The 21,572-nt window shown below is 57.9% G+C and carries 19 protein-coding genes; 17 read left to right on the top strand and 2 right to left on the bottom strand.

Going from position 1 to position 21,572, the window contains the following annotated elements:
* Positions 1-147: 147 nt before the first annotated feature.
* On the bottom strand, positions 148-1,431 hold the full coding sequence (locus FB593_RS17350) for a cystathionine gamma-synthase family protein (RefSeq protein ID WP_065663082.1): 1,284 nt from the start codon (positions 1,429-1,431) through the stop codon (positions 148-150).
* A gap of 126 nt (positions 1,432-1,557) precedes the next feature.
* Between FB593_RS17350 and FB593_RS17345 the strand changes: the two genes are divergently transcribed.
* Positions 1,558-2,016, top strand: coding sequence for an Lrp/AsnC family transcriptional regulator (locus FB593_RS17345; protein ID WP_003517703.1), 459 nt, complete (start codon positions 1,558-1,560; stop codon positions 2,014-2,016).
* Between the two features lie 81 nt (positions 2,017-2,097).
* On the opposite strand, the gene FB593_RS17340 is transcribed toward FB593_RS17345, so the two are convergent.
* Positions 2,098-4,125: a hypothetical protein gene (locus FB593_RS17340; RefSeq protein WP_112198938.1), complete on the bottom strand. Its 2,028-nt coding sequence runs from the start codon at positions 4,123-4,125 to the stop codon at positions 2,098-2,100.
* Between the two features lie 330 nt (positions 4,126-4,455).
* On the opposite strand from FB593_RS17340, the gene FB593_RS17335 reads away from it, so the two are divergent.
* The 16 genes from FB593_RS17335 (at position 4,456) to FB593_RS17260 (ending at position 21,570) form a co-directional block, all read left to right on the top strand.
* Positions 4,456-6,102 carry an ABC transporter ATP-binding protein gene (locus FB593_RS17335; RefSeq protein WP_145166802.1) on the top strand — a complete coding sequence of 549 codons (1,647 nt, stop codon included), beginning with the start codon at positions 4,456-4,458 and terminating at the stop codon, positions 6,100-6,102.
* Positions 6,103-6,396: 294 nt separating this feature from the next.
* Entirely contained in the window at positions 6,397-6,882 is a 486-nt protein-coding gene (locus FB593_RS17330) for a MarR family winged helix-turn-helix transcriptional regulator (RefSeq protein WP_026330963.1), read from the top strand.
* Entirely contained in the window at positions 6,882-7,592 is a 711-nt protein-coding gene (locus FB593_RS17325) for an SDR family NAD(P)-dependent oxidoreductase (RefSeq protein ID WP_162692323.1), read from the top strand. Before FB593_RS17330 ends, FB593_RS17325 begins: the two co-directional genes overlap by 1 nt.
* A gap of 1 nt (position 7,593) precedes the next feature.
* On the top strand, positions 7,594-8,925 hold the full coding sequence (locus tag FB593_RS17320) for an NAD(P)/FAD-dependent oxidoreductase (protein ID WP_145166801.1): 1,332 nt from the start codon (positions 7,594-7,596) through the stop codon (positions 8,923-8,925).
* 140 nt (positions 8,926-9,065) lie between these two features.
* A complete protein-coding gene (locus FB593_RS17315) occupies positions 9,066-10,727 on the top strand; it encodes a peptide ABC transporter substrate-binding protein (RefSeq protein WP_003517694.1) in 1,662 nt (553 codons plus the stop codon).
* A 124-nt stretch (positions 10,728-10,851) separates the two neighbouring features.
* Positions 10,852-11,802: an ABC transporter permease gene (locus FB593_RS17310; protein ID WP_013761327.1), complete on the top strand. Its 951-nt coding sequence runs from the start codon at positions 10,852-10,854 to the stop codon at positions 11,800-11,802.
* A 42-nt stretch (positions 11,803-11,844) separates the two neighbouring features.
* Positions 11,845-12,735, top strand: a complete 891-nt coding sequence (locus tag FB593_RS17305) for an ABC transporter permease (protein WP_112198935.1) — start codon at positions 11,845-11,847, stop codon at positions 12,733-12,735.
* 12 nt (positions 12,736-12,747) lie between these two features.
* Positions 12,748-14,073: an NAD(P)/FAD-dependent oxidoreductase gene (locus tag FB593_RS17300; RefSeq protein WP_145166800.1), complete on the top strand. Its 1,326-nt coding sequence runs from the start codon at positions 12,748-12,750 to the stop codon at positions 14,071-14,073.
* Between the two features lie 59 nt (positions 14,074-14,132).
* Positions 14,133-14,474, top strand: a complete 342-nt coding sequence (locus FB593_RS17295) for a cupin domain-containing protein (protein WP_003517688.1) — start codon at positions 14,133-14,135, stop codon at positions 14,472-14,474.
* 418 nt (positions 14,475-14,892) lie between these two features.
* A complete protein-coding gene (locus FB593_RS17290) occupies positions 14,893-15,801 on the top strand; it encodes a LysR family transcriptional regulator (protein WP_003517687.1) in 909 nt (302 codons plus the stop codon).
* Between the two features lie 147 nt (positions 15,802-15,948).
* Positions 15,949-16,731: a carbon-nitrogen hydrolase family protein gene (locus FB593_RS17285; protein ID WP_236762986.1), complete on the top strand. Its 783-nt coding sequence runs from the start codon at positions 15,949-15,951 to the stop codon at positions 16,729-16,731.
* A 15-nt stretch (positions 16,732-16,746) separates the two neighbouring features.
* The gene (locus FB593_RS17280) at positions 16,747-17,412 is read left to right on the top strand and encodes an RraA family protein (protein ID WP_038493653.1); all 666 of its coding nucleotides are present in this window, start codon (positions 16,747-16,749) and stop codon (positions 17,410-17,412) included.
* Positions 17,413-17,474: 62 nt separating this feature from the next.
* Entirely contained in the window at positions 17,475-18,515 is a 1,041-nt protein-coding gene (locus FB593_RS17275) for an ABC transporter substrate-binding protein (protein WP_003517684.1), read from the top strand.
* A gap of 299 nt (positions 18,516-18,814) precedes the next feature.
* Entirely contained in the window at positions 18,815-19,888 is a 1,074-nt protein-coding gene (locus tag FB593_RS17270; RefSeq protein ID WP_145166799.1) for an ABC transporter ATP-binding protein, read from the top strand.
* Positions 19,885-20,763 carry an ABC transporter permease gene (locus FB593_RS17265; protein WP_003517681.1) on the top strand — a complete coding sequence of 293 codons (879 nt, stop codon included), beginning with the start codon at positions 19,885-19,887 and terminating at the stop codon, positions 20,761-20,763. The genes FB593_RS17270 and FB593_RS17265 overlap by 4 nt, the downstream gene beginning before the upstream one ends.
* A gap of 12 nt (positions 20,764-20,775) precedes the next feature.
* The gene (locus tag FB593_RS17260; RefSeq protein WP_112162049.1) at positions 20,776-21,570 is read left to right on the top strand and encodes an ABC transporter permease; all 795 of its coding nucleotides are present in this window, start codon (positions 20,776-20,778) and stop codon (positions 21,568-21,570) included.
* The last annotated feature ends 2 nt before the right edge of the window (positions 21,571-21,572 follow it).

The following is a 21,572-nucleotide window of genomic DNA, read 5'->3' as shown; positions in this document are numbered from 1 at the left end:
TTGCCGGTTCGGGACTGGCTCCAATCGTAGCGGAAGGTAACGCCGCTCCCCTTATCGCCTTCCTGCACTAGGTTGGTTTCCGTGTTTCGTATGTACTGAAAAACCCATACGTATTGCAGTCGGGGAGGAGCGGCATTTGCCTCTTCGTCAGGCGGCATCCAGAGAGAGGGTCAGGTCGGCGACCAGATCGTCGGGATGTTCGATGCCGATTGACAGCCGGATCGTGGAATCAAGCACACCAATGCGCTGGCGGACGTCGGCCGGAACACCCGAATGCGTCATCGTTGCAGGATGGGAGGCGAGAGATTCCGTACCGCCAAGGCTGACCGCGAGTTTGAATATCGTGAGAGCGTTGAGGAATTTGAAAGACGCTGCCTGCCCGCCCGCAATGTCAAACGAGAAGGTCGATCCCGCACCGGTGCATTGATCTGCAAACACCTTGCCAACCGGGGACGCCGGATCGTGAAACGGCAGATAATGGATTTTCTCGACCTTGGGATGCGCCTTCAGGAACTCGGCCACCACCTTGGCATTGCTGTTTGCCCGCTCCATGCGGATTTGTAGCGTCTCAAGCGAGCGCCCGAGCATCCAGCACGAATGCGGGTCGAGCTGGGTGCCGATCGCTCCGCGTAATGCCTTCACCTGCTTCATGACATCCTTGCGACCGAGCGCTGCTCCGGCAATGAGGTCGGAGTGCCCGCCAACGTATTTTGTCAGTGAATAGAGCGAGATATCGGCACCGTGCTCGATTGGCCGCTGGAAAACCGGACCGAGGAGTGTGTTGTCGCATGCGATGATTGGCCTGTGTCCCTGCTTCTGGCCGATCACGTCGGCAACGCGGCTGATCATAGCGATATCGACAATACTGTTTGTCGGGTTGGCGGGGGTCTCGATGAGGATGACGGACACCCTGCCTTTCGCCATCGCAGCCTCTGCGGCGGATATCACCGAGGCCTCGCTGACACCATCGGCGAAACCCACCGCCGAAACGCCGAAATTGTGGAAGGTCTTTGCCAGCAGCGTCTCAGTGCCGCCGTACAAAGGCTGGGAATGGAGTACGGTGTCGCCGGGCCGGACGAAAGCGAAAAGCGTCGTCGAAATGGCGGACATGCCGGACGAGAAGAGCGCACAACTCTCGGTGCGTTCGTAAACGGCAAGGCGGTCCTCGACGATCTCGCTATTGGGATGGTTGAAACGCGAATAGACGAGGCCTGCACCTCTGCCTGCGGGCGGCTCCTTGCGGCCGGAGACATAGTCGAAGAAGTCGCGACCGTCTTCTGCCGACTTGAAGACGAAGGTTGAGGTCAGAAACACAGGCGGCTTCACCGCTCCTTCCGACAATTCCGGATCGTAGCCGTAATTGAGCATCTGGGTTTCAGGATGGAGAGCGTGGTTGCCGATATGGGTTTTAGACGGATGCGGTGCGGTCATTTGCGGAAGGTCCTCCTCAACAGACGTTGAACTGTCCGCAGCTTACATCCAATCAAGCCAAAATACCTTGCATTCTGAAGCGTGGATATGTCTGATGAAGCAATATATTGCGGAGAATTGTGCTTTATGTCGCAAAAAATTGCAGATCCAATCGACCGGCGGATAGTCAAGGAGCTGTCTGCCGACGCAAGGATCACCAACAACGAACTTGCCGAGCGAGTCGGCTTGTCGGCATCTGCATGTCTGCGGAGGCTGCGACGGCTGGAAGAGACGGGGCTGATCAAAGGTTATTCCGCGATCGTCGATCCGGCAATCGAGGGATGGACGATGACCGCGCTTGCATCCATCCGCCTCAGTCGCCAGCACGATGACGAAATCCAGATGTTCGAGGCGGCCGTTCTGGACTGGGACGAGGTTCTGGAATGTCACCTCGTCACGGGTTCGAGGGACTACATGCTCAAGGTCATGTGTGGTGGGCTCGAGGACTACGAGCGCTTCATCAAGGAGAAGATCGCGAAGCTGAAATGCGTCGACACCATCGAGACCAGCTTTGTCATGAACACGATCAAGGCGCGGCGCATCTAAGCTTTGCTAGAAGCTCCGCGCCCGGTGTGTTCAAGCTCCGAGAACCGGAGCTTGAACCGTTTGGAGGTGCGATCGGACGACTTACTCGGCCGTCGCCTGGATATCGACCTTGTCGAGAAGAAGCATCGGGTTTTCAGACGCTGCAACTAGATCAAAAAGACCAAGGCCATTTGGTCCAGTGGAGCGGGCGGTAACCGTAAGAGTACCTGGGTTGTTGATGAAGCGTAGCAACGCGTCCACCGCACTCTTGAGTTTGGGCTGTTCAGCTGCGATCTGCTGCAAGCCCGCGCTTGCCACGAGTATCAGAACACCGCGCACTTGATCCTCGGTCATGTCGTTTTGCAGAGCATACAGCTTGATAGCCTTGGCCATCATGCCTTCGTCCTTGATCGTCAGCTTTACCTCGCGGCCCGCGAGCCCCAGGAGGGCGGCCTGAGTACGATTGGTATCGAAGGAGAAGAACTCCTCGGTGAACCCGCTCGCCAGACCGGAAAAATTGACGCTGCCAATATCCTTGCCGCGCATGGAGATTTCCCGGATCACCAGGTTCTTGTTCGGTTCATCCCAGCCGGCGGCAAGGGCATAAGACAGGGCGAGTGCCTCGAAACCCAGTTTGCGGGCTTCGACAAAAACTTCCTCGGTCGAATCTTCCGGGATCGGAAGAGAAAGGTCATCCTGCCTGATCACGATATCTGTGGGTATGCCGTTGAAGGGCTTTGTCAGACCCATCTCGAAATTCCTGAGCGTGAACTTGATGCGCTCAGGCACGCCCTCCGTCTTTTCACCAGTCTCGTCGTCTGTCTGTTCCGGGGCGGCGACGTCAACATTGATGCCTCCGACGCGGACGGTGCCCAGTTCCGGTATCAGGTGATTAAACGGGAAAGTCTCGATCTGCTTGTCGTCAAGCCCGACGATTTTGGAGAGACTCTCGATTGTGGAACTCCAGTCAAAGCCCTTGAGGCTTGCCTCGGCGACTTCGATCGTGTCGACGCCATTTCCGATCGACATGCCATTCAGGCCGAAGTCGAGCTTACGGCTGTCCATCTGCATATCGATACGATCAATGCCGACTTTGACCCTTTTGCCGGCAGCCCCTTCGCTTTCATCAGGCGCGTCGGCCTTGAACCCGAGCAACTGCATGTTGCTCTTGCCAATCATATCGAGGATGGAGAGGGCCTTGGCGAAAATTGCCTGGCGTTCCTGAGGTGAAAGCTCGTCGGTATTTTTGGTCGCCGAAAGCGCGTTCATCGTTTCCAGAAGCGGCTCGGCCGGCATGCGGGCGCTGAAGCCGTCGCTGCGTATTTCATCGTAGGTGAAATGACCGTCTCCGTCCGAGAACGAGATTTTGCTGACGGAGAGCGGGCCATAGAGAAGCTTTGCGTCCTTATCTTCGGGACCCGCTTTTTCCGTATAGAGCCTTGCGAGGTAAGCGGCATCGAAGTCCTGTCCGGCTATGGCGCCGGTCGATACGACCAAGTGCTTCTTTTTCATCGCGCCAGTGCTGTCCGGTAGATCCATCTGGATGTCGTAGCTGGCATTGTCGATGGAATATCGGGCGACCCGGCCTTTGGCGATGTCCGAAAAGGCTACGTTCTTATAAACAGTCTTCTGCTCGGTGGTGGCGATGGACTGCGTGAATGTCATCTCAGGCGTGGAAATACGCTCTGCTGCAAATCGCTCTATGCGCTTAGGCAGAGAGTTGGCATTTCCGTCTCCGGATACTTCAGCCGCATCCGGTTTTTTGAACGCGGCATTCTCGACACGCGCATGCGCCATCGAGATCTTGCCGGTTGGCACGTCAACATTGATGTCGTTCAGCTCCAGTGCGCCATCCAGGAAAGGAAATTTTGGACGTCCATCGATAGCTGCAATCCGGATGTTCTTGCCATCGGCAAGCGGCAAGGCCAGTTCGCGAATATGAATCTGCCCGAGGAAATCAACCTCAACGGAACGGGCAGTTGCGCCAGTGCGAGCAACGAGTTCGCTGACCTTTGCTTCGTAGAAGGCCTTACCCCCGATGACGCCTGCAGCAGCAACAGCAATAATCGCAACCGCCGCCCATAAAGCTTTGGTCCGGCCCTTACCGGTTTGGGTATTTACCTGTTCCACGAAATTGGTCCTCTCCGACGCGATTTGAAACTGCACGCCTTTTAAGCACGCGAAAGTTGCTCCGCAAGTGGGCGCTAGCGGGACAGTTGGAGAACTTGTCCCGAAACGCAAAGCGCTGGGTCCGTTCCTGACCAAACATCAAGCGGGACAGCCTGGCATTTTGCAGATCATAAAGGTCAAGAATGCTGGGCAGCGCCAAGGTGGTGCCGGTCGACCGTCTCAGCTACCGCCACTCACTGGACAATATAGTAGACATAGTCCACCATATTGTTTCCGACGTATGAAGCGTCGGCCAAAGCGAACAAAGTTACAAAAAAACAAGGGGAACTTATGTCGCATCCAACCACGTCAGCCGACGTGGTGCTGTCCGTTCGCAATCTCACGGTGGATCTTCCGCCGGGAATGGAGCGCACCCACGCGGTCAAGAATATCTCTTTCGACCTCCACGCAGGTGAAATCCTGTGCATTATCGGTGAATCCGGGTCCGGCAAATCCGTCACTGCCAGCACGATCATGGGGCTGTTGTCGCCCGTGATAAAAGTCAGCTCCGGCGAAATCCATTTCAAGGGAATGGACATACTTGCGGCCAAGGAAGATAAAATCCGGCCGCTGCGTGGTCAGGCGGTCTCAATCATTTTCCAGGATCCGCTCTCCGCGCTCAATCCGTTGATGACAATCGGGGATCAGATCGCCGAAGTGCTTGAAGCGCATGGCTATGGAACGCCTGAAACCCGCAAGACCAAGGTTCTGGATCTACTTGAAGAAGTCGGTCTTCCCGACCCGCCTCTGATGCGGCTGCAATATCCATTCCGTCTGTCTGGCGGACAACGCCAGCGGGTCATGATCGCCATGGCACTGGCACTCGATCCGGATGTCCTGATTGCCGATGAGCCAACAACCGCTCTCGACGTTACCACCCAGGCGCAGATCCTTGAGCTCATCCGCAAGATACAGAAGCGCAAGAACATGAGCGTCATGTTCATCACCCACGATTTCGGCGTCGTTGCCGAAATTGCCGATCGCGTCGTGGTGATGGAGAAGGGATATCTTGTGGAGCAGGGAAGGGCGGACCAGGTTCTGGTCAATCCCGTCCACCCCTATACCCAGCGACTTGTCGCTGCGGTTCCGCAGATGCGGAGCACTGAGCGTTCAGTCAGCGAAGATGCCCCCGTCGTTCTCAAGGTCGAAAATCTTGAGAAGGAATATCGCAGCTCCGGCTCGTTTTTCCGCAAGGCCCGTATTGTCAAGGCGGTCAATGGTGTCAGCTTCAAGCTTCACAAGGGCCAGACCCTTGGTATCGTTGGCGAAAGCGGGTCGGGCAAGTCCTCGCTCGGGCGTGTCCTGCTGAAATTGCTGGAGGCGGATGGCGGTTCAATTTGCTTCGATGGCCGTGACATAGCAGCGATGGACGAAACGACGTTTCGATCGTTGCGACCCTATATCCAGATGATTTTTCAGGATCCTTTCGCGTCGCTTAATCCCCGCCATACGATCGGCAGAATTTTGACTGTCGGCCCCGTTGCCCACGGAATGGCTGTGCGTGAGGCGAGAATAAAGGCTCTGGGAATTCTGAAGCTCGTGGGGCTGGATGAACAGGCCTATGACCGTTACCCGCACGAATTCTCCGGCGGCCAACGCCAGCGCATCGGCATTGCCCGTGCACTGATGTTTGATCCGGTCGTCCTTGTGGCCGACGAAGCCGTGTCTGCTCTCGACGTTTCCATACAGGCGCAGGTTCTGGAGCTTCTGGCGCGGGTGCAGGCTGAAATGAAGGTGGCGATGATCTTCATCACCCATGACCTGAGAGTAGCAAGCCAGATTTGCGACGATGTGCTTGTCATGCACAAGGGAACGGTTGTCGAACAGGGGCCGCCGACAAAAATCTTCCGGTCGCCGGCCCATCCCTATACCCGGAAACTCGTTGCGGCGATCCCCGGTGCGGATTGGGAACCTGCGGCAACTGCCGTCGGCACATAACATCGAAGTGTGACGAGCCGGACACCTCGTCAGACTTTGCATTGCGCGACATCAAGGACCGATTGCACCGCCGGATTATCGTGGATCCGGTGGCGCGAGAGGTGTTCCTTTTAACGGTTTGATTTAAATAATAAAAATATGATTTCAGGAATAAAAAGTAGTTGCGTTTGTCTACTAATTATCCTTTCATTCAGTCACGAAACTGACATACGACATGGCCGAAAACCTGCACTGCGGCACGCCGGGAACGCGTGCGCGCCAATGTCGATCTTTGACCATTCGAACGGAAACTTCATGTCCAAACCAACTGAAAACCCGCCGACATCGCCAACTGATATCAATCTCGACGTGCTTGAAGACACGCTGAGCTTTTACATCCGCACGATCAACCTTGCCGTATCGCGCGATCTCGATGCCCGGCTGGACGGGCTGGATGTGGCGAAGGGAACTGGAAAGATCACGACCCTGCTGCTCGTCGATGACTACCCGGGTATCCGTCCTTCAGTGATAGCTCATCTGACGATGCGGGACCGGTCTGCAATGGGCAGGATCATAGACCAGATGGTGTCGCACGATCTGATACGCCGGGAAGTGTCGCAGGAGGACAGCCGCGCCCAGGAGCTTTACATCACCGAAGCCGGAGCGGCACTTGCAACGAAAATCCGGGAGATCGTTCCGCAGCAATCGCGCGATTTCTTCAGCTTCATCCCGGAAGACGAGCAGAAGCAGGTTATCGACATTTTGCGTCGCGCCTACCGCCATATTGTGGGGCTTGCATGATGGAACGAACGACAAAACGCGTTGCTCTCATATCCGGTGCAAGCCGGGGTATAGGCGACCATATCGCCGCTACTCTTCTTGGCGAAGGCTGGTCGGTATCGCTTGGTATGCGCAGCCCTTCACTGCCGCAATGGGCTGTGGGTCACGAGGGACAGGTCCATCTTGCCCATTATGACGCAAATGATGCGAGTGCGGAGAAGCGCTGGGCCGATGATGCGTATCAGCATTTCGGTCGTATCGATGCTGTCGTGGCCAATGCCGGCATCATGATACCGAAGACAGTGATCGAAGCAGATGACGAAGACATCGACGCCATGCTTGCGGTCAACGTCAAGGCACCGAGAAGGCTGGTTAAAGCCGCCTGGGAGGCGTTGAGCGAGAGCGGTCGTGGCCGGGTCATCATCCTCGCTTCCCTTTCCGGCAAGCGGGTGAAGTCCGCATCTGCCGGTAGCTATTCTCTCTCCAAATTCGCGGCGGTCGCGCTTGCGCATGCCATCCGACAGGCGGGCTTCGAAAGCGGCGTGCGCGCGACAGCCGTATGCCCCGGTTTCGTTGCGACCAATATGGCGACCGCCTTATCCGAACGGCCGGCGGATCAAATGACCCAGCCCGCCGATCTTGCCCGCATCATTGCCATGCTGCTGTCCTTACCGAATGAGGCTTCCGTCGCCGAATTCGCCATCAATTGCCAGCTTGAGGAGTTTTTCTGACATGCCCGGTCCTTATGTCGTTCCCGTCCATGGCGATGCGGAATTGCCGAAAGAAGTCGATGTCGTCGTCATTGGCGGCGGCATTATCGGCACCTCCACCGCGCTCGAACTCGTCGATCAGGGGCTGCGTGTTGCACTTTGCGAAAAGGGCGGTATCGGCCACGAGCAGTCGAGCCGCAACTGGGGCTGGGTGCGCATTTCCCGCCGCGACCCACGCGAGGTGCCCTTGATGGCAGAATCGCTGCGCATCTGGGCGGATCTCAATCGCCGCACTGGGCGAGAAACCGGTTTCAAGCGTTCCGGCATCGTCTTCACATGCGCAAACGAAAAGGAATTTTCCGAGCACGAACGCTGGAACCGCAATCTGGAAGGCTACCAGATTGAAAGCCGCATGCTGAGTGCAAAGGAATTCAAGGCGAAATATCCTCATTCCAACATGGATGTCGCCGGTGCCCTCTATACCGCCGGCGATTGCCGGGCCGAGCCGCAGCGCGCCGCGCCTGCCATTGCGGAAGCTGCCCGCGACCGCGGCGCTTTCATTCTGACCGAATGCGCCGTGCGCGGTCTGCAGCTCTCCGGCGGCAAGGTGTCGGGTGTCGTGACAGAGCGCGGTGAAATTGCCTGCAAGGCGGCGGTCATGGCGGGTGGCGCGTGGTCCAGCCTGTTTCTCGACAACAACGGTCTCGATCTGCCGCAGCTCAAGGTCATGAATTCCGTGCTGCGCACAAAGCCGCTGGAAGGCGGCCCGGAAGAGGCAATCTGGTCGAACGGTTTTGCGATCCGCAAGCGTCTCGACGGCGGATATACGATCGCGAACGGCTTCCAGAACATCGTCGACATCGTGCCCGCATCTTTCCGTTATGCACTGAAATTCCTGCCGGCTCTGCGGCATGAGTGGCGCTCGCTCGACCTGCGCCTGACTGGCCGCTTTTACGATGAATGGCGCATTCCGCGCCGCTGGGCGCTCGATGAGGCTTCGCCCTTCGAATATAATCGCGTGCTCGATCCCGTTCCGGCGATGGACATGACGGACGGCGCCTTTGCCAAGCTGAAGAAAGCCTTCCCGGTCTTCGAAAAGGCCGAAATTTCGCAGCGCTGGGCGGGCATGATCGATGTGACGCCTGACGCTATTCCGGTCATCGACAATATCGACGCCATTCCGGGCTTTCATGTTGCAACCGGCTTTTCCGGCCATGGTTTCGGCATCGGCCCGGCGGCTGGAAAACTCATGGCTGATATCGTCACAGGTCGCAATCCGATTGTCGATCGTCGCGATTTCCGTTTCAGCCGCTTCAGCGACGGTTCGAAGATCGAACTGGTCAGCGGCTTTTGACACAACAAGTCCGGCGGCCTGACGCCGCCGATCCTTTTGACGCATGAGGCAGGCAACTGCTGATGGGAGTAGTACCGCCCAAAGAGGCGGAAGCAAAAATAATCGTCGTGTTCAACCATCGGATCAAGGGGAACTAAAAAATGTCCGACCAGAACAAGCCGCTTATCAATACCACCCGCCGCCAGGCACTCGGCCTTTTGGCGCTCGGCGCATCCGGCGTCGTCCTTTCCGGTCTTCCGGGTTTTTCCCGCGCCATGGCGCAGGACAAGGCCGCCAAAGGCCAGCTCACGGTCGGCTTCTCGCAGGAGCCTACCGTGTTCAATCCACATATGCCGCATATTGAAGTCGACGAAGGCATCCATTTCAGCATCTTCGACCCGCTGTTTTATGTCGACGAGAAAGGTGCCTTCGTCGCAGCTCTCGCCGCCGAAGTGCCGACGGTCGAAAACGGCGGCATTTCCGCCGACGGTCTCAACTGGAAGGTCAAGCTGCGTGACGACGTCAAATGGCACGACGGCAAGCCGTTCACCGCTGAAGACGTGAAGTTCACGCTTGAACTTCTTGTCGATCCCAACTTCCGTTCATGGCGCAAGACCGGGCACGAGTTCGTACGGGATTTGACCGTGGTTTCGCCGACGGAAATCACCTGGAAGATGGAAAAGCCCTTCGCGCCCTATCCCTCGATCCTTGCTTCCACATTTATTACGCCGAAGCACCTCCTAGGTGCGGAAGCTGACCGCAATACCGCCGCCTATAACAACGCGCCGGTCGGAACGGGCGCATTCAAATGGAAGGAGCGGGTTGCGGGTGACTACATTCTGCTCGACGCCAATACCGAGTATTTTGGTGATGGCCCGCATATAGAGCGTCTGGTCTACAAATACGTACCCGACCTGAATGTGATGTACACCCAGTTCAAGACCGGCGACATAGACGTGGTGGGCCTGCAATGGATCACACCCGACCATTATGACGAGGCCAAGGATCTCGCCGGCAAGGTGGTCAACGTCGTGCCGGGCTCGACGATTGAATCCCTCTCGTTCAACATGGAACGTCCACAGTTCAAGGAGCCGGCGGTAAGAGAGGCGCTTTATGCGGCGATCGACAAACAATCGATCATCGAGGCACTTTATTACGGTTTGCCCACACCCACCGAAAGCTACGTTCCGCAGCAGTCGTTCTATTACAATCCAGATCTTCCCAAGCATGAATATTCCATCGAGAAAGCTAAAAAGCTGCTCGACGATGCGGGCTGGGCGCCCGGGGCGGACGGCATCCGCGCCAAGGATGGCGTGAAGCTCGCCTTCACCTGCTCCACGACAGCGGGCAATCACATCCGCGAACAGGTTCAGCAATACATGCAGCAATCCTTCAAGGATATCGGCGTGGAGATGACTATTTCGAACCTGCCGCCGGCTGTCATGTGGGGTGACTACTGGATGCTGTCGAAGTTCGATTCGGTTATCGTCGGGCTCGACTTCCTGACCGGCCCGGATCCCGATACCTCCGACTTCTTCCGCTCGACGTCGAGCGCTGCAAAAGGTGGCTCGGGCCAGAATACCTGGCAGTTCGTCAACAAGGACGTCGATGATCTTCTGGCCAAGGGCGGCAGTCTCTTCGTGCCGGAGGAGCGCAAGGCCGTCTACCTGAAGATCCAGGAGATCATGCGCAAGGAACTGCCGCTGTTGCCGCTGTTCCAGTACGCAACGGTGCGTGGTCACAAGCAGGGTGTCGAAAACGTGAAGCCAAACGTCAATAACCGTATCGATACCTGGAACGTTGCGACCTGGCGTCTGGCGTAAAGCCTGCCGCAGACAGGGCTTTATGCCCGATCCATGGAAGTGCCGGCTTTGAAGCAGCCGGCACTCTGACGGCTATTCGTGGATGGTTGCTAGCCAGTTCCACGATGCGACCTGGAGTCTCATCATGCTGACCTTTCTTCTCCATCGGATATGGCAGAGCCTCGTACTTCTGCTGCTTGTCTCGATCATCGGTTTTGCCATCCTCAACCTCGCGCCTGGCGGTCCATTGTCGCAATTTGCCCTGACGCCCGGCATGACGCGGGAGGCGCTTGATCGCATCGCCCACCAGATGGGTCTCGATCGACCCTTGCCGGTGCAATATCTCGAATGGGCCTGGCGCCTGCTGCAAGGCGATTGGGGGAAATCCTATCGCGACCAACGTCCGGTTCTCGATATCATCTCCGGGCATTTGTTTGCGACCCTGCTGTTGATGGTCTCATCAACCGTCGTATCCATCCTTGTCGGCACCTGGATCGGTATCAAGGGGGCGACCAAACGTTATACGCTGTTCGATTACACCGCGACGGTCGGGGCCATGGTGGCGCTTTCAATTCCCACCTTCTGGTTCGGGCTGGTGGCCATCTATGTTTTCGCGCTCAGGCTGAAATGGCTGCCGGCGGGCAACATGTATACGATCGGCGATCAGTCTTTTTATGACTATGCAATTCACCTAATCATGCCGAGCCTGGTACTCGCCCTCGTCAACATCGCCGTCTGGAGCCGCTACATGCGGACTGCGACGCTTGACGTCATCAATCAGGATTTCGTCCGTACCGCCCGCGCCAAGGGGCTGACCCCGCGCCGGGTTCTGATGAAACACGTCGTCGGCAATGCACTTCTGCCAATGATTACCCTTGCCGGTCTCCAGCTCCCGACGATTCTCGGCGGCGCGCTTGTCACGGAGACGGTCTTTACCTGGCCCGGCATGGGCCGCCTGTTCCTCGATAGCCTTGGTTATCACGACTACCCAGTCGTGATGGGGCTTCTGATGTTTTCCGCAATCCTCGTGCTCATCGGAAGCCTGCTCGCTGACCTCATGGTTGCTCTCGTCGATCCCCGCATCCGGCTCGGATAGGGCCGGATCGACGAAACGCCGCACTCAATCGAAGGAAAGACCATGTCCGCTGCAACCCTCCATCCCTCACAGGCCGCACAGCGGTTCCACTGGTGGCAGAACCGCACGCTGCGCCGGTTCGCCCGCCACAAGCTTGCTGTGCTCGGCCTCATCATGATCACCGTCATGATTTTCGCCTGCGTGGTCGGGCCCTATCTCTTGCCTTACGATGAATTGTTCATCGATCTGCGCGCCCGTTTTGCCCCGCCGATGACCGGTTACCATATTTTCGGCACCGATCCGCTCGGACGTGACATAGCCGCGCGCCTTTTCAATGCCGGCCGCATCTCACTGCTGGTCGGGTTTTTCGCCATGGTGCTGTCGACACTGATCGGCACCATCATCGGTGTCGTTGCCGGTTATTATGGCGGGCGCATCGGCGCGATACTGATGCGTTTCGTCGATGCCTTTCTGTCTTTCCCGAGTATTTTCCTGCTTCTCGCTCTGGCTGCTTTCGTCAAGCCGAGCCCGTTCATGATCACGGTTATCATTGCCGTCACAAGCTGGATGGAAATTGCCCGTCTGGTTGAAGCGGAAGTGCGGTCTCTGCGCGAACGCGACTTCGTCATGGCAGCCCGTATGCTGGGCCTGCCCAATGGCTGGATCATGTTCCGGGAACTGCTGCCGAATGCTGTCGGCCCCATCATCGTTGCCGCGACCCTGACGGTCGCGCGTGCCATCCTTCTGGAAGCCTATATCAGCTTTCTCGGTTATGGCATTCAGCCGCCGCTGCCGAGCTGGGGCAATATGTTGAATGGAGCCCAGCAATATCTCGACAAGGCGCCCTGGCTCGCCATCGTGCCGGGCGTCGCCATCACGCTTGCCGTCACGAGCTTCAATTTCATCGGTGATGGGCTTCGTGATGCGCTCGATGCACGCAGCGACCTGAACTGAAGGTGTCGGTAGATGGTTTCGTTCTCACCCTTTGACGTGACGCTGTGGTATGCGACCGCAGCTTCAGCACCGCATACGGAGCCTCTTTCCGGTCGCGTGCAGGCCGATGTCTGCATCGTCGGCGCGGGTTATACCGGTCTGACGACCGCATTGGAGCTGGCGAAAACCGGCATCAATGTCGTGCTTCTGGAGCGGCAGGAAATCGGCTTCGGCGGTTCGGGCCGCAATGCCGGACATTGCACCCCGACCTTTACCCATTATAGCCTGCCCGAGCTGCGCAGGATGCTGGGTGAGCCGTGGGCGGAACGGCTGATCGAACGGCAAACGCGGGCGAATGACCGCGTCTCGAGCATGATCCGCGACTATCAGATCGACTGCGAATGGGTACAGAACGGCTATGTGATGGGCACACCGCATAAGGGCGCCATGGATGAGATCAGGCGCAAGGTCGAGACCTATAATGCGGTGGGCGCGATAACCCGGCTGCTCGACCGTGACGAGGTGGAAGCGGTCACCGGCAGTACCCGTTTCGACGGCGGCTGGCTGCACGAAGAGGCAGGTCACCTCAATCCGCTCGGTTACGCCCGCGGTCTCGGCCGTGCTGTCATCCAGGAGCGCGGAAAGATATTTACCGGCTCGGCAGTGACGGGTTGCGAACGCGACATAACCGGAGGCTGGAAGGTCAAGACCGATCGCGGAGAAGTGGTCGCGTCGAAAGTGATCTTTACCACTGGCGCCTATACGGTTGGTGGTTGGCCCAAGCTGGATCGGACCTTCAAGATTCAACGCGTGTTCGTTGCCGCCACGCAAATTTTGTCCGAAGAGACACGCAGGAGCGTCCTGCCGCAGAACACGACCATTCATGATGGTCGCGGCGATATCTACGTCTACAAATACAATGCCGAAGGCCGGATCGTCGCATCGATGTTTCCCATGGGACGCCGCGGCCGCGACATGGCCTATACGAGACAGGTCATGAGCGAACGGCTCAAATGGCTGCATCCAAAGCTCCGGGAAGAGATCCGCTGGGAGTATTTCTGGTTCGGCGAACTCGATATGCAATATCGCACCGTACCGCGGTTTTATGGTCTGGCGCCGGGCGTTGTGGCTTTGACCGGTCTTTCGGGCCGTGGTGTGCCGACCGGCTCGATGCTCGGTTCCATTCTTTCGGAATGGGCGCTTGGTAAGCCGGAGAACGAGCTTGCCCTGAAGCTGGAACCACTGAAGGCAGCTCCCTTCTTTATGGGTTTCGCACCCGCAATGGCGCTGCGTTACTACCGGCTGCGCGACAACATATCCACGAAACTAGCTGGGGCGGAACTGCCACCCCATGCCTGAACCGGCGCGGCCACAAGGTCCGTGCCAACATTGACAAAGCAAGGAGAATTCCCGTGACCATGCCGATTTTCAACATTTCCGATGACGTGGATCTTGTTCCGGCCATGCCCGCCGAAGGCCGTGAAGGCGGTTCGTATCGTCGCCAGATATGGCAGGACCCGATCGAAAATGGCACGATCGTCGCAGTCTGGAAGGCCGAGCCCGGCATCTACAACTATCCGGGTCGTGACCTCGAGGAAACTTTTGTCGTCGTTGAGGGCGAGGCAATGTATTCGCAGGGCGAAGCCGTCCCGGTGAAGATCGGTCCCGGATCGATTATCAGCATCGCCAAGGGCGTGCCAAGCCGCCTCGAAATCCTGTCGCCGTTCCGCAAGCTCGCAACTGTCATCCCGAAGCCGTGAGGTTTGGGGGAGGGGTGCCTGCAGACTTAAGGCAGGCTGTGTCCTGTATGCGGGGCACGAGGATTTAGGTCTCGCCGATCTGTCTTTCGTCACAGCAATCCGGTGCAACGCTGATGGTCCGACAATCAAAGATTTAAAGAAACAGGGCTCCGAGGAGACGCAGAGCCCTGTTTGCGTTCAATGGTTTGGGAAGCAGCTGGTGCAAAACAGGCCACTCATTTGAAACATCCTTGTGACCGTTATCCCTTTTCCCAGCCCCAGCCGGTGCGAAAAAGCGGTGCCAGGGCCAGGGCGTTGATCCCTTGCTTATGGGGGCGTGCATCGGACATACTTGCACTCGAACCACAAAGGGCCAAGGGCAAGACGAGCCAGCGACGTTAGTGCCGGCTCGCGGAGCCATGCGGGAAGATTTTACCTCATGAATACGCGATTTCTCGAAACTTTCCTCTGGGCTGCACGACTGAACAGCTTTTCGGCGGCCGCGGAACGGTTGAATACCACCCAGGCGTCGGTGTCCAACCGAATTGCCGCCCTCGAAAGGGAGCTTGGCGTCGTGCTTTTCACGCGCGATGTGCGCTGCGTCAACTTGACACCTGCTGGTCGTCTGGCGCTGCAGCATGCCGAAAAGATCGTCAATCTGACCGGTGAGTTCCGACAGATCGTGAGTAGCCGGGAGGCGCTGAGAGGCACCGTGCGCATAGGTGCTGCCGACACGATCGTCTATGCCTGGTTACCGCTGCTCATCCGCCGCATGAACGAACGTTACCCCGGCGTCAGCCTGGATCTGACCATCGACACCAGCCTGAAACTATCCCAGCGCATTCAAAACGGTGAGGTGGATGTCGGTTTCATCATGGGGCCGATCATGGCTGCAAATATCTACAATTCACCGCTCTGTACGTTCGAGTCCTGTTGGGTTGGCGCGGTTGAATTGCCGCTGCCGGAAACGGGCGTCACACTCGAAGATATCGCGCATTTTCCGTTACTTACCTTCTCGACAGGCTCGCAGCCACATCAGGCGTTGCGCGCGTTGCTCGATTCTCACGGGTTGTCCGACAGCCGCATCTATAATTCCAATTCGCTGTCGATCATGACCCGCCTTGTGGCCGCGGCCGTTGGGGTGGGCGCTTTGCCGCGTGTGCTGGTGGACGGCATCATCAAATCCGGTGAGGCGCGTATTCTCGACATTAGTCCGTCAGTACCGCCCCTCACATTTCACACCGTTTATCAGGAGCGTGGCGACAACGCGATTGCCCGGGCCATTGCCGATATGGCGACGGAAATCGTCAGTGAAACCACCACGCAATGGATGACGGCTGCCGCCTAAATTTTGCGCTGCAGCGCAAAATGATTAATCTATAAGCTTACCTTATGGGTTTCGATAGAGTTTTTCCGTTTGTAATGAAAACAGTTCCCGTTCTTAATTCTCCTCGCAACATGAGAGGAGAGCAACGTGAAAGTCTCACTTGTTCAAATGAATACCCAGAATGACAAGGCAGAAAACCTTAAGGTTGCTGCCGATCTTATTGAGAAGGCAGTCAAGGCGGATAATCCTGACCTTGTTGTTCTTCCGGAATACTTCGCATTTCTTGGAGATAATCCCCAGGAGATGCATGAGAGCGGGGAGGAATTCCCTGACGGCGAGATTTACACGCTGCTCTCGGGGCTGGCCAAGAAGCACGCGATCACGCTGCATGCCGGCTCCATCGTCGAGAAGGAAGGCAATCGCTTTTACAATTCGACGCTCGTTTTCGGGCCGGATGGCAAACAGATCGCGCGTTACCGCAAGATGCACCTGTTCGACGTCGATACGCCAAACGGCATCAGCTACCGCGAATCCGACTCCGTTGCCCGTGGCGAAGAAGTGGTGATCTACAAGGTTGGCGACAAGACGGTCGGTTGTGGCATCTGCTATGATATTCGCTTCCCTGAACTGTTTCGCGCCCTGCGGGACAAGGGTGCAGACGTCATCGTTCTGCCAGCGGCCTTCACCCTGATGACAGGCAAGGACCATTGGGAAGTTCTGGCGCGCGCCCGTGCCGTCGAAACCCAGACCTACTTTCTGGCCGTCGGCCAGATCGGCACCCATGCGGGTGGCAAGAAGGCATGCTGGGGGCATTCCATGGTCATCGATCCGTGGGGCCACATCGTCGCCCAATGCTCCGACAGCGTTGGAACGGCCGGTGCCGTCCTTGACTTCGACTATTCGGCCAAGGTGCGCGCCAACGTACCGGTGGCGAACCACCACGTTCTCTGATCGGAGAAAGACTCAATGTTTATCGCCAACCCCATGCCCGAACAGATCGGTGCCGACATCATCGAGCTTCTTGAGAAGGTCGAAGTCGCAACGATCGGTCACGTGCTTCACTCCGGCTTCGTCGATCCTGAAATCCGCGCCGTCCTTCCGGGCAAACGTGTGGCAGGCACTGCCGTCACGCTGCGCATCCCCAATGCGGATTCGACCATGCTCCACTATCTGTCGCAGTTCGTGCGTCCCGGGGATATCGTCCTCATCGACCGTTGCGGCGATACCCGTCACGCCTGCTGGGGCGGTGTCATCACCAACACCATGAAGATGGCCGGCGTTAAGGCCGGGGTCGTTGATGGCCCGGCGACCGACTTCTCGGAGTTCGCCAAGGTCGACATGCCGATGTGGTGCCGTGGTCCTTCGCCCATCACCACCAAGATCCTCGGCCTCGAAGGCGCGATCAACGTTCCGATCAGCGTCGGCGGCCAGGTGATCAATCCGGGCGATGCGATCCTGTGCGATGAAAGCGGTGTTGTCGCTCTTCATCCAAGCCAGGCTCGAGCCATGGCTGAACGCGCCATCGGCATGCAGGAAGCCGAACTCGTGCTTCTGGAGCGCCTGCGCAACGGTGAGAAATTGCCGGACATTTCTGGCGCCAACAAGCTCGTTCAGGCCAAGCTGAGCGCCTGACATCGTCTTATGGGTGGCGGATCAGTCCGCCACTCCAAATAACAATAGAGGAGAACAGGACAATGAAGAAAACAATACTTCTGAGTGGGATTCTCATGCTCGGCGCGGCCGCTCTGCCGGCGCACGCCCAGCAGACCGTGACGTTCCTCGGCTATAGCGGCCTTTTCCAGGAGCGTTACACCAAGGCGGTCATCGAACCTTTCATGGCGGCTAACCCTGATATCAAGATCGAATATTTCCCGCAGCAGGGCTCTGCTGCAATGCTCGGCTCGCTGCGCGCCCAGAAGGCTGCGCCGCAGTCCGATATCGCTCTGATGGATGTCTCTGTCGCCAAAACAGGTACGGACGAAGGTCTGTTTGACAAGATCGACGAAAGCGTAACCAAGAATGTCGCCGACCTCTATCCTAATGCCCGCTTCGAAGGCGTGGCCGGGGTTGGCGTAACGTTCGACAATCTCGTGCTCATCTACAATACCGATGCCATCAAGACGGCTCCCGACAGCTGGAACGCTCTGAAGGATAGCGCCCTCAAGGGTAAAGTCGCCATGCTGAGCGCCCCCGATATCGTCGGTATCGGTACCACCATCATCATGGACCATATGAATGGCGGCACTGATTTCATCAAGAACATCGATGCCGGCATCAATGCGATGGCTGAAGTTGCTCCGAATGTGCAGACCTGGGAGCCGAAGCCGGAAGTCTATCCGAACGTTGTCAACGGCCAGGTTTCGCTAGGCGTGGGCTGGAACGCCCGCAGCCAGGTGAATGCTGACGGTTCCAAAGGCAAGATGAAGGTGGTTCTTCCGAAGGAAGGCACGATCCTCCAGATCAACACGCTCAACCTCGTCAAGGGTGGTCCGTCATCCGAGGCTGCGCGCAAGTTCGTTGATTATGCGCTTAGCCCGGAAGCCCAGGCTGCCTTTACCGCCGCCATGTATTATGCGCCGACCAATTCCAAGTCCTCTGTCTCTGCCGATGTGAGTGAGCGCACGGTCGTCAAGGCGATGGACAAGGTCATCCCGGTGGATTGGATTGGCCTCTCGAAGGTCCGTGACCAGATTACGCAGGACTGGCGCCGCAAGGTCATTCCCCTCAGCCGTTGAGACTTCTGCGCAGAGCGCAAAAAAAGAAAGGACTTCCGCGGCTCCCATGGCAGTCGCGGAAGCAGCACACCAAAACCCTCGGATCATCTCCTCTGTCGGCGCTGGGGCGGAAGAGGTGGGAGCCGACGCGGACATGCATGCCGAGCGGCCCCCAAGGCCTGCATCGGGGGGCACCGCGAAACGGCGCAGCGAATTTTCGCCGCGCTTGCGTAGATCAAGGGCCAAGGCATTTCCGATTCCCTGCGGGTCGGAGATGTTCTGGAGAAAGGCAAGAAGCCAGAATGGGAACTTCAGATACCATGCAGCCAGGATTCCTCTCGGTTCGTTCACTGACCAAGCGCTACGAGACAATCGTCGCCGTGGATAATCTCAATCTCGAGATTCCCAAGGGCGAACTGGTTGCCTTCCTCGGTCCTTCCGGCTGCGGCAAGTCGACGTCGCTGCGCATGATTGCAGGCCTCTCTCCTGTCTCCTCGGGGTCTATCCTGATCGACGGCAAGGACGTGACGAAACTTGCGCCTTATAAGCGTGACATTGGCCTCGTTTTTCAGAGCTACGCGCTCTTCCCCCACATGACGGTCCTCAAGAATGTCATGTTCGGTCTTGAAATGCGCAAAGTGCCTGCTGCCGAGGCGGAACGCCGTGCCCGTGAGGCCATTGCCATGGTGCGTCTGGAAGGGCGCGAGGACCGTCGCCCCGCCCAGCTTTCCGGAGGCCAGCAGCAGCGCGTCGCACTGGCGCGCGCCCTCGTCATCCAGCCGTCCATTCTCTTGTTTGACGAACCTCTTTCCAATCTCGACGCAAAGCTGCGCGACGAGATGCGCGCCGAGATTCGCCGTATCCAGAAACAGCTTGGCATCACTTCCATCTTCGTCACGCATGATCAGGTTGAGGCGCTCAGCATGTGCGACAAGGTCGCTGTGCTCAATGGCGGGCACCTGGAACAGCTTGGCACGCCGCACGATCTCTATGAGCGCCCGGCCACTGCATTCGTCGCCTCTTTCGTCGGTCGCACCAACAGGCTGGTCGGCAACGCCGCCGGCGACCGCATCACGGTTGGCGATGCGGTGCTGCGAGCGCCCGGCGCGCACAGCGGTAAGATCGACCTGATGGTACGACCGCATCGCATGGCCATGACCGTCGCTGGCGACGCCGTCCCCGATTTCGACGGAGCGCCCGTCAATCGCATCGCCGGCGAAGTCCGCGATGTCTATTATGCCGGCGACATCCTCCACTACGAAATCGCCGCTGGCGGGCAGACCCTGTCCGTGGAGCGCGCGACGTCCGGCGGTGAAACGCCGGTCGCAGCAGGCAGCGCGGTCAGTCTCGTCTGGCGCGTGGAGGATACTCTGGTCTTCGGAGCAAACCGATGACGGCGGCGGTCATGATCACGGCTCCCGGTGGCCGTACCTCTTCCATCGTGTTTCTCGCAACCCTTCTTCTTGGACCCATCATTGCGGTCAACGGTCTGGCCTTTGTGTTGCCCGTCTTCAACCTGCTGCTGCTTTCCTTCCGCGAAAGCCTCGGCGGCGGCGGTCTCGGTGAAGCCCATACGCTCGACAACTGGTCGTCGACACTGACCGACGGTTTTTACATCGAGCTGATTGGTCAGAGCATCCTGACCAGCCTTATGATCACCGTTCTCACGCTGCTCGCCTCCTATCCCATCGCCCTCTACCTTCACCGGGCGCAGGGTCGCTGGAAAACGCTTTTGCTGGTGCTGGTCATTTCGCCGCTGCTCACCTCGGCGGTGGTGCGCACTTATGGCTGGATCGCAATCCTGGCCGATGACGGCCTCATCAACAACATCCTCTTCGCACTGGGTGCGCAAGGCGGGGTGCGTCTGCTGTTCAACAAGATCGGCGTCGTCATCGGGCTTACCGAAATCCTGATGCCCTATATGATCCTGGCGCTCCTCGCTGGCTTCGGCAGGCTTGATCCTCGCGTCGAGGAAGCTGCGGAAACGCTCGGCGCATCGCCCTGGAAAGTGTTCTGGCGGATCATCGTGCCGCTCACCATGCCCGGCGTGGCCCTGGGTTGCCTGCTCTCCTTCGTGCTGGCCGTCAGTTCGTTCATCACTCCCAAGCTACTCGGCGGTGGCCGCGTCTTCCTTCTGGCAACGGAAATCTATGATCAGGCCATCGTGACGCTCAACTGGCCACTCGCCGCTACGCTTTCGATGATCATCCTCGTGATTTTCGGTGCCGCCCTGGTGCTCTATTCCCGGCTTCTGCGGGCCATTCTGTAAAGGAGATCGAAGATGGAAGAACGTCCCGCTCCGCTGGCGCTGAAAATTGTCGCCTTCATCATGTTCCTTTTCCTCCTTGCGCCTGTGGTGCTCGTCGTGCCGATCTCGTTTTCGGCCGACAGCTACATGACCTTCCCACCCTCCGGGTGGAGCCTCCGCTGGTATGTGGATCTCATGCACAATTCCAAGATGATCGGCGCCCTCGGCACCAGCACGCTCCTTGCGGTCATCGTTACCATGCTGTCCATGCTGATTGCGCTGCCCGCCTCCTATGCCATCGTGCGGATGCGGGTGATTGGCGCGGATACATTACTCGCCTTCTTCACCGCGCCGCTTCTTCTGCCGACCATCGTTCTTGGCCTTGCGATCCTGATCGTCTTTGCCGGTGCGGGCCTGCTCGGTACATTCACGGGTCTGGTGATCGCGCATCTGATCATCGTGTTGCCCTATGCGCTGCGTGTACTCACCACGTCGCTTGCGGGCCTGCCGCTGATCTACGAGGAGGCCGCCTCCACGCTCGGGGCGTCACCTCTTACCGTCTTTCGCCGCGTCACCATGCCGATGATCGCGCCTGGCATCGTTGCAACAGCAGCGCTTTCTTTTCTCGTCTCGTTCGATGAAGCCGTGATTTCGCTGTTCCTCACCGGTCCGCGCATCACGACGCTCCCCGTTGCCATGTATCAGCATGTCGAAACCCAGGCTGATCCGCTTGTTGCCGCCATCTCCGTTCTTCTGATCGTGCTCACGCTTGCCGTCGTCCTGATCGTGGACCGCACGGTGGGCCTCACGAAGACTTTCGTGAAGTAAGG

Source organism: Rhizobium sp. SJZ105 (genome assembly GCF_007828365.1).
Taxonomy (GTDB): domain Bacteria; phylum Pseudomonadota; class Alphaproteobacteria; order Rhizobiales; family Rhizobiaceae; genus Agrobacterium; species Agrobacterium tumefaciens.
The sequence above is the reverse complement of the archived record's forward strand: the minus strand, read 5'-3'. Positions and strand labels throughout refer to the sequence as shown.